Origin of the sequence: Nostoc sp. NMS2, assembly GCF_017115105.1 — a bacterium.
Lineage (GTDB): Bacteria > Cyanobacteriota > Cyanobacteriia > Cyanobacteriales > Nostocaceae > Nostoc.
Genome location: NZ_JABXKH010000032.1, coordinates 1 through 9,704 on the forward strand (window position 1 = coordinate 1; position 9,704 = coordinate 9,704).

Sequence of the window (9,704 nt, forward strand, 5' to 3'; positions counted from 1 at the left end):
ACAAGCAGTATTCAAAAAAGCATTACCACTTTTTAAAAATTATAAGACTGTGGTCGATACCATTATGGTGATGCTTTGAGTTTCCAGAACCAATTACCCCGCAAGGGGGATTAAAAATCTAAAGATTAAGCAGGGGTTTCCTGGCACAATTGATTAACAACTCTTTCGATTTCCTGTGTCATCCAATCAGATCCGGTCTGTTGGTAAACCTGAACTAATGATTGGTAAAACCACAAAGTTTTTTCTCGACCGGCACTAAAATTAGTCCAGATAACATCTCCATGTTGTTGCCAATCAGCTAAAAGCGATCTGGAATTATGCAGTTTGTCAGCCAAAGAAACCAAGCGTACAGAAGGTAAAGCATAGCGCAGTTTTTCTAAATATTGCAGTTTACGTTCTTGCCAGGGAGGTTTAGGAGGTGTGTCCCACTCAGTACAGCCATCGATAATAGCCAAAACTGTTTCACCAAAGAGTTGACGGATGTCCTCACGAATGGGTTTGCCACCTTGGTCTTCGACTACATCATGCAAAAGAGCAGCGATCGCTTCTTCTTCCGTTCCGCCAGCTTCTAAAACTAAAGCCGTTACACTTAACAAATGTGAAATGTAAGGAACACCGCTAATTTTGCGTGTTTGATGAGCATGAAGACGAGTTGCGTAGACTAAAGCGGATTCAAATCGTTGAGTCAGTTTTAATGAATTCATAGTTGTGTCAATTTTGATAAAGCATAAATTGAGTAGCGGCATCAGCAGCAAAGCTTTGTCGTAAATCCCAAGGTGTTAAAACTTCAACTTTTGGCTGCCATGCTCGTAAACGCATGAATAGATTGTTATCTCTGTGTTCGTTATCTTGATATCGGATACGTGCTTGATAGTAAGCGTCTGTTTCCGAACGTTTGGCAAGGACTTTTAATAAATCTTGCTGTTGAGGTTGTTTAATTTCACGTTGAATTAAACGTTGTACTTGCTGATAGGTAATTTCTTCAAAAGTATCGTGGCGTTCAGTACCTTTAACGTAGCGATCGCAGAACTGGCGGTCAAATCGGAGTAACATCAGTTGGGAAGGCAAGTAGAAATCAAATCCCCATGCTTTAGACATTTGCAAAGCAATATCATCGGGGTTTGGTAAAGACTTCTGTTGATATTGCTGTTGTAGGTTTGAGAGTAGTTTTGGGTCTGTCCACTCTAGAGCAACCAAATTCCGAATCCGGTCAAGACGAAAATTATACCAGTTAGTATTTTTTTGAGGGCTTTCGCCATAAGCACAGAGATAAACTGCCCTCTGTACATAGTAGATACATACTGGATAAACGATACAATCAACGTTATTAGCAAGTCTGGCACTACCATAAGTGAGTTTGATGGGTGGAACTGGAGTTTTAGCCCAAAGTTGTCTTAACTCGTATTGCCAATCATCAACTGCATCTAAGGTGCTACGAGGAATCACATAATCGAGCTTTAAAAAGAAACGTTGTACTCCATTGATTTTTTGGGAGTGATTTTCTGCAAACCCCACCAAATCTTCATGCATGAAACTCAATTCATAAGCACCGACTTTAGCTGCACTTGCCTCATCTTTGGTAGTTACGGGGCGTAGTGGGAACTCAGACACTCGGTAGTATTTTTGATATTTGTATACAAGCCAGCCGAGTTTAGCCAGAATTTCCAAATCACCCTGTAGAGAACGACGAGTTACGCCAAATAAGCGCCGTTGCAATAAAGTATCCAGTTCAGATTCACTCATGCCTGTGTGAGCAAGGATTAATTTTCGCCATTGGCTAGCAACTATTCCTGTTTTTTCGCTGAATAACCATTGGGCTGTGGTTTTAGCACAAGGACAATGAGAGTCATGTATGGCAGGAATTTTTTCTCCTTTGGGATGTGTAGGACTAAAGAATGCGTTTCGCCAATCTGCGTAAGAAAAAGAATCGTCTAAAACCACACGGTCTTGATTGTCACCGTAAAGCGATTGCAGCCACACCCACAAGCGAATTGCTCGTATCAGATTTTGCTTGAGATATCCGTGTCCTAAGCACTGTAATAGTTCTATGTCAGGAATATCTTGAAAAACTAGTTCAGACACCAGCCGAGTCTCGATAAAAATAATAATACCAAGATACAACATCTTGGAAGACACTTCTTCCAAGTACGTGTATGATGTACGCATCACATAAATCTAAAGTTAATGAGTTCTTACAAAATCGACCTAAAAGAGGGAATTTTACGGATAAATTTTGGTGAACCGGCTCAAAATGACCAGATTGTGCGCGATGCCGCAGCTCGATTGGAGGAAATGGCAACATCAGGAGAACTGGCGGGAGGGCCACTTCTAAAGATTAATGGGCCTATTTCTATCCCTGTAGCGTTTGTTCTAGCACATAAGCTTGCTCATATATATGGTGCTGTTGCTTTTTACGATCCCAAGTTAGGTAAATATGTCATTTCTATCACACACAATCCATCGTATAAACTAGGAGACTTAATAGATTGATATTTGACTGATGGAGGAGATGGGTGTAGCTAGCAAAAAATTTTATGACAACGTATCACATAAGTTTGGAAGGCGATGTTTTAAAAGTTGGGTTTAGTGCAACACTTGCTACAGGCGACCAGATTGTGCGAGATGTAGCGGTGCAGTTGGATGCAATGATTGCTTCGGGTGAACTTTTTGGTGGTTCCCTGATTAAAATTAATGGACGCACATCAGTACTGGTTAGTCAGGTATTAGCTGATAAATTATCTAAATTGTATGATGCGATCGCTGTTTTTGACCCGAAGATTGGCGATAGAGGACTGGATAGGTATGTGATTACCATCAGCAAACACCCAAGATATATAGTAGGGGATACGTTAGATATAGTGCGATCGCAGCAACATTCAAGTATCAAAGTTGTGCTGTGTGGGTTTGCGAATACAGGAAAGACTTGCTTTCGAGATGGTTTAAAACAGGCACTATTGCAGATTTCCAATGCACCAGAGTCTTATTTCATCTCTGGTTGTCCAGATGGTGATGGTTCTTGGTATGGGGAAACTGCACGGCGCGATTTGGATTTGGCGAAAAAGTTAAAAGCTGAATACAAGGCTAGATTTACGTCAGAGTTTGCACAACTGAAAGCGCAGGAAGTCAAGGGTATCAATACACCAATATTTATATTTGATGTAGGTGGGAAAATATCTGAGGAAAATCGCTTGATTATGTCCCAAGCGACTCATGCGGTAATTTTGGTAAAGGATGAGTGTGAGATTGCACCTTGGCAAGGATTTTGTCAGTCTTTAGGTTTGCAAGTAGTGGCAATTATTTCCAGTGATTATGAAGGTGTAAGTGACGCAATCTCGGAAGAAACGCCGATTCTGAGAGGAAGCGTTCATCGGTTACAGCGTGGGGAGAATATTTCTAATCGTCCGATGGTGCAAGCATTAGCGCGGGTTTTGGTGGGTTTAAATTGAGGTAAAGTAAAAATGGAAAAGATGAGTTCTGTTAGTGTAGCGATCGCTTGGTGTTTGGCTTGGGGTGATGAGCGAAAACCTAAATATGATTTGCCAGTCTTACAAAAGATGCACCAAGCATTAAAAATTGGGGAACAAGTTTCAGAGGAATTTCAGGAGTTAGTTGATGCAGTAAACCAATTAGATAATTTACCATTTCCCCAAACTGTTGACGAATTAGAAAACTTAACTAAACAGTATCCGATTCTTTGGAAATCAAAGATTGGCTTAATTTATGGTGGTGCAACCAAAATTAAACAATATGTTTTTGAAGAATCTAAATTGCCAGATATTCGGGGCGCTTCTGGACTCTTAGATAGAATTAACTTAGTTGACTTACCTGCTTTTTTTAATGTAATTCCAGAATCACGACACAACTATAATATTCAATGTGGGGAAGTTAGAAGATGGCTGAATGAAAATTTTTCTAATAACCCGAATTTATCAGATGCTTTAATTCCTGAACTTATTATTTACTCAACTGGTGGCAATATCCTTGCTTTCTGTCCTGCGGCTTTTGTAGATGATATAGCTAATGCTATAGAAAAAGTTTATACCAAAGAAACCTTAACGGCTAATTCTTGTGCAGTTGGAGAAACTTTTAGACTCTTAGAAATTCGCTTGGGTTTGCTTAAAGATAATATTGCAGAAATATTTTGGCTAGAAAAATATCAAAAAGAATATAAAAATAGTATTGTTGAGGCGTGTTTTGGAAAAGTTGATGATTTAACAAAAATTCAAGATACATTTGAAAAGCATAAAAGTTTTAATGAACTAACCACAAAATTAGCAATTCGTTTTAATCAGCGTCGCAGTGGCAATAAAATTCCAAATCGTCCCACTCATTGCTATCCTCCAATATTTGAAACTCATCTTTACCTGAGAAGAGATGAAGGCGATAAACATTCTGCTATTGCTCATATAAATCAACTAACGGGACAACCTTATCTCTCTGAAACTTTAATTCGTAAACGAAGAATAGGCGATAGAGCAAAGACTGGTATTTCTGAAACACCTAAATGGTATCAAGATATCGGACTAAAATGGGAAGCTGGAATGATTGAAAGTTGGCTGGATAAATTTGATGATTTTTTGAGAAAAAACACAAAACAGTCTAAGAAATATTACGGAAATAATAACTATACAAAAGAAATTAAAATTCCTCAATCCTTAACTCAATTGGGCAAAGTAAGTAATGGCTATGTTGCTTACATATATGCAGATGGTAATAACATGGGTGGTTTTATTCAAAACATCCGCACTCCCGAAGAATATCAAGAATTTAGCCAAGATGTAGAAAATGCAACAAAATATGCTGTTTATCAAGCTTTGGCATACAATCTGCATCCTCGTGAAATCAAAGGTATCAGTGAACCAGAATCAAAGATTCAAGATGGTGATTTAATTCATCCGTTTGAAATCATTACGATTGGCGGTGATGACATTTTATTGATAGTACCAGCAGATAGAGCTTTACAAATTGCTAAGATGATTGGTGAGCAATTTGAAGAGATCCTTTTGAAGACAGTCACAATATCAGGCGTAAAAATAAAAGGCAAATATCAAGTAGAAAATAATCTAGCTGACTCTAAAAAATTCCATCGGTGTGATGAAGAAATATCAGAACATGACCAATGTAAATTGAGTATGTCTAGCGGTGTATTGATTACTGCTTACAATACACCTATTTACTATGCAGAAGATTTAACAAACCAGTTGATGAAATCTGCTAAAAAATCTGCTAAAACCTTAAAAGAAAATGGCTATTATGGTGGTACAGTAGATTTTTTGACTATGAAATCAGTCATTATGATTTCATCAAGCATCGAAGAATTTCGTCAACAAGCTTTAACTATTGAGAATAGAGGCGTAAAACTGAAGCTGTACGCTGCACCTTATACACTAGCAGAATTAGATAAATTTTTGAAATCTATTCACGCATTGCGAAAAGCTGAATTTCCCAAATCACAACTCTATCAAGTTAGGAGTTTTTTAGAACGAGGGAAACGAACAGCAAGTTTAAATTATTACTATTTTCGTCATCGACTTAAAAAAGGACAATCAGCACTTAAAACCGATTTTGAAAATATATGGTGTCAGGCAAAAACTAATGAAGGTTACATACCACCTTGGATGTACGATATTCAAGGAAAAATGTATGAAACTATCTGGCGAGAAATGGTAGATTTATACGATTTAATAGATTTTTCAGATACGGAATCTCCACAACTATCATCTATGGAGACTGCACCATGATAAAACTTCAAGATTTATCCAACTCTAACACAGTAGATACTTACAAAATTACTGCTGTAATTGATTCAGCGTTATCTGTAGGTGCAGGAGGTTCTTCTGGTTCTTTAGCAGATAAACCAATTGTCCGTAACTCAGAACGTAAATTACTAATTCCTGGTTCACAGATTAAAGGTAGAGTGCGCCATGAATGCGAAAAGTTGCTGCGAGGTTTAAAGTGGGAAATTTCTGAATCTCCCAATGCAGGAAAAATGGTTATTCGTAGAGATAATGCACCTGCTAAATTTCAACGAGATGAATACAAAGTTCCAGGATATGAACATACATACCACTGTTTAATTAGTCAAGTTTTTGGCGATCCAATTTTACCTTCACGGGTAATTTTTGATGATTTAGTTTGTAGAGAAGAACCAGAAAATTTACCAGAAGTTTTACGTCCTGGTGTCACAATTAATCGCCGTCGCCGTATTGCAGAAGAGAAAAAACTTTATTTTCTAGAAACTTCACCTGTGAATGCAAAACTTCAGTTTCAAGGAGAGATACATATTCAAGTAAGTCTCACACCTGAAAGACCTGATTATACAAAAGTATTAATTTTGGCAGGTTTACGACAAATTTATGCCTTGGGTGGAAGTAAGTCGGCTGGTTTAGGTTGGCTGCATTGGGAATTGCAAGAATTACAAAATGGATTAAAAAATGTTGATATTGATGGAGTTTTACAGTTTTTAGCAAAAGGAGAAATAAAGTGAAACGTATTGAATTAGAAATTAAGGCATTATCTCCTTTAGCGATTTCTCGACAAAAACCAGGCGGTTCTATAAGTGAATGTGAAGATTATATTCCTGGTAGTGTAATTCGTGGGGCGATCGCAAGTGAAATTTTAAAACAATCGAACCAACAGTTTGCAAATTTAAGTAAAGATGGTGGTGATTTTCAGGCTTTGTTTTTGACTGATCAACCTGCGATTTTCCAAAATGCTTATCCTGCAAATGTAAAAGCTGGACACGGTAGAATCTTTCCTCAAAACAGGATAGAAGAAATAAAATTTTTACCTGCTACTGCTTTAAGTTCCAAAACTAAACCAGGTTTTTGCAGAAATAGAAATGGGAAAGCTTCAACTGAATATAAAGGTGTTTTTGATAGTTTAATTGACCGTTTTTGCGCTGAACATTATAGTTTACCCTATGATCCTAATTGTCCACTAGATGGAGGGAGAGTTGAACCATATAGCGGCTCTTATAGCAAAGTAGATGGGATGTATTACAATGCTTCAGTTAGTAAACGCCTCTTAACAAGAGTCGGTATTAATCGCAGAAAGGCTACTTCTGAAGAAGAAATCCTGTACACTATTGAAGTTCTAAATGAATCAGAACTAAAAACTGATAATCCTATATTTTTTAGGTCATCTATTTTAGTTCCAGATAATTTAGAAGAGTTACCAGAAAACTTGCATAAGTTTCTTAACGAAAATTCTAAACACTTTCGCTTTGGTGGTTCAATTTCACGAGGCTTAGGAAAGGTAGAAATTCATGCTAAATTGGCAGAAATTCAAAACAATATCCAAGGTAGAATAGAGTTATTTAACGCTAAACTGTGGGAACGTTGGCAAAAATGGTCAATTTTTGGTAATCCGATTGAGGAATTATCTAACCTTACTTACTTTGCTTTGGATTTACAATCTGATGCAATTTTGACTGAAAAATGGCAAAGTACCACGGTGATTTCTGAACAGATGTTAAAGCAATTTGCAGATATTGAAGATCATTCATTAAATCTTGAAGTTGCTTATAGTAGTTATGATTATCGTTCAGGCTGGAATGTAGCTTGGGGATTAATGAAAGATGTAGAATTAATAACAAATAAAGGTGCAGTTTATTTGTTTAGCACTACACAGCCAGATATTTGGTATACCGCTTTGGCTAATTTAGAGTTCAAAGGTGTAGGAGAACGTACTTGTGAAGGTTTTGGTCAAGTAGAAATTTGTAATGATTTTCATCTTGTATTTAGAGAGGAGGCTGTATGACAGATTTTTCAGAACAACAAAAGCAACTGAAAATTCAGCAAGGAATTCGTCAAGCTGAAGATGAATTAGTCAAAGCTATTCAAACTGCATTAAATGATAAAACTTCTTACGAACAATTAGAAGAGTCTCAATTCCGTAATTTAGTTCGTGTTGCAGATACTACTGCAAGTGTGGAAGTAATTAAAAATTTTTTACTATATCAAGTTGGAAGGGATAAAAAATGGGGCAGAGGTAAAAATTCTCTTGCTCATAAAATTATTAATGATATGGATGACAAAATTAAAATCTTAGCTAAAGAAATTAGGACAAATTCTGATGCTGATGAATTAAATTCTATCTGGATAGAGCTAATTCGCCGTTATTTAGGATATGGCGCTCGCTATTTGGTTTACAAAAATAAAGGCGAAGTTTAAATTATTAAAGGAGTGCAATATGCCCAGGCTTGTAGTTTCTACTGTAGGCACAAGTTTATTAACCAATCAAATTGATGTCTACACTGATTCTGAAGAGTACTTTACACATATACAAGAAACAGCAAATGATAGAGAGGAAGAAATAAAGGATAAGGCTAAAAAAACTATTATAGATTTGAAAATTAGAGCAGACAATAGCCTTTATAAGGCTAAGAATACTAAACAAATTAGAGATGCCAGTGCTGAACTTAATGGTATCTATGGCTTATATGATGGAAACCTTGAACAAGGAAAATCAGATATACATTGGCTGATTGCTACAGATACTTATCAAGGACAAATCACAGCACAGATAGTTAAAGATTTTTTAGATAAGGAAGGAATTACAGCTTATATTCAATCACCTAAAAAATTATCCACATTAAGTACTGAAAGGTTTTCGTATGGAATTGATGAGCTTTTAGAATGGTGGGATGCAACTTTTTTAGCATATAAAGATAGTCATAAAATTTATTTTAATCTTGTGGGTGGTTTTAAAGCGCTGCAAGGTTATGTAAACACAATCGGGATGCTATATGGTGCTGAAATTATATACATCTTTGAAGGGAATTTAGAGTTTATTACAATACCTAGATTGCCAATTCACATTGATTATTCTGCAATTAAGCCTGCACAGTTTGCTCTTATGGCATCAAAATCTGTAGATATTTATATTAAAGTGTCAGAACTTGAAAATGTACCAGATAGTTTATTATCCAAAGCTGGAGATGAAGCAACGCTTAATAACTGGGGGCATTTGCTCTGGAATAGATGTAAAAGGAACTTTTTTACAGGCGATGTACCAGTAGGTTTTCCTCGTTTAATTTATGAGGATAAGTCTTTTATAAAAGATTATCAAAAAAATAATGTAAGTGAACAAAATAAGTTTGATCTACATGAAGTATTAACTGAAGTTTCTGCTTCTATGATTAAGTTTAATGGAAATACTACTCGTTTCGACTCTCGCCTACATTTCACTAGATATGAAGGTGGACAAAAATGTGAAGGAGGAGTGAGAAAAAATCAAATTGATCATTTTTATATTAAAAACACTGGCTGGCGTGTGAGTTGTATTACTAAGGATGGTAATTTATATCTACGCCACTATGGAGAGCATGATTATGTCAATGACAACCCCTAAATATTTTATGTTCGACACTTTTAAAAATCGCTTAGAAATCATAGGTAAACTCACCACAATCACAGCATTACGCATCAGTGCTGGACGTTCAAGTGAACCAATTGGTTCAGATTTACCCGTAATAAAAGATGCTTTAGGTCATCCATTAATACCAGGTTCTAGCTTTAAAGGTGCAATGCGATCGCGCCTAGAAAGTTTCCTCAGAGGTATTAATCTTAATTTAGCAGCCAATCCTGCTATTGAAGACAGGGTTAGCGCGTCTCAAAGCCTATTGACAAGAGGACTTGCCTGATCAGCAATCTTTGTTGGAAACAAAGTGACACCATCCGAGGTAGGGTAAGATTTAATTC

At 36.6% G+C, this 9,704-nt stretch carries 9 protein-coding genes and 1 pseudogene; 8 read left to right on the forward strand and 2 right to left on the reverse strand.

The genetic code is table 11. The features are described from left to right. Positions 1–125: 125 nt before the first annotated feature. Positions 126–704 (reverse strand): HD domain-containing protein, encoded by a 579-nt coding sequence (locus tag HWQ36_RS03420; protein WP_292698099.1) that lies wholly within the window; start codon positions 702–704, stop codon positions 126–128. Positions 705–711: 7 nt separating this feature from the next. Then, positions 712–2,082 carry a TIGR03985 family CRISPR-associated protein gene (locus tag HWQ36_RS03425; protein WP_292698116.1) on the reverse strand — a complete coding sequence of 457 codons (1,371 nt, stop codon included), beginning with the start codon at positions 2,080–2,082 and terminating at the stop codon, positions 712–714. A gap of 102 nt (positions 2,083–2,184) precedes the next feature. Between HWQ36_RS03425 and HWQ36_RS03430 the strand changes: the two genes are divergently transcribed. The 8 genes and pseudogenes from HWQ36_RS03430 to HWQ36_RS03465 form a co-directional block, all read left to right on the forward strand. Continuing rightward, entirely contained in the window at positions 2,185–2,490 is a 306-nt protein-coding gene (locus HWQ36_RS03430; RefSeq protein WP_292698101.1) for a CRISPR-associated protein Csx3, read from the forward strand. Between the two features lie 44 nt (positions 2,491–2,534). Continuing rightward, positions 2,535–3,446 (forward strand): CRISPR-associated protein Csx3, encoded by a 912-nt coding sequence (locus tag HWQ36_RS03435; protein ID WP_292698103.1) that lies wholly within the window; start codon positions 2,535–2,537, stop codon positions 3,444–3,446. Positions 3,447–3,458: 12 nt separating this feature from the next. After that, a complete protein-coding gene (gene cas10, locus HWQ36_RS03440) occupies positions 3,459–5,741 on the forward strand; it encodes a type III-B CRISPR-associated protein Cas10/Cmr2 (protein WP_292698105.1) in 2,283 nt (760 codons plus the stop codon). After that, positions 5,738–6,487, forward strand: coding sequence for an RAMP superfamily CRISPR-associated protein (locus tag HWQ36_RS03445; RefSeq protein WP_292698108.1), 750 nt, complete (start codon positions 5,738–5,740; stop codon positions 6,485–6,487). The genes cas10 and HWQ36_RS03445 overlap by 4 nt, the downstream gene beginning before the upstream one ends. Continuing rightward, positions 6,484–7,761 (forward strand): CRISPR-associated RAMP protein Csx10, encoded by a 1,278-nt coding sequence (gene csx10, locus HWQ36_RS03450; protein ID WP_292698110.1) that lies wholly within the window; start codon positions 6,484–6,486, stop codon positions 7,759–7,761. Before HWQ36_RS03445 ends, csx10 begins: the two co-directional genes overlap by 4 nt. Then, positions 7,758–8,174: a hypothetical protein gene (locus HWQ36_RS03455; protein WP_292698112.1), complete on the forward strand. Its 417-nt coding sequence runs from the start codon at positions 7,758–7,760 to the stop codon at positions 8,172–8,174. The genes csx10 and HWQ36_RS03455 overlap by 4 nt, the downstream gene beginning before the upstream one ends. 19 nt (positions 8,175–8,193) lie before the next feature. Continuing rightward, entirely contained in the window at positions 8,194–9,354 is a 1,161-nt protein-coding gene (locus HWQ36_RS03460) for a putative CRISPR-associated protein (protein WP_292698114.1), read from the forward strand. A 7-nt stretch (positions 9,355–9,361) separates the two neighbouring features. Then, positions 9,362–9,598 (forward strand): annotated as a pseudogene (locus HWQ36_RS03465) (RAMP superfamily CRISPR-associated protein); the annotation flags it as partial. Positions 9,599–9,704 lie beyond the last annotated feature (106 nt).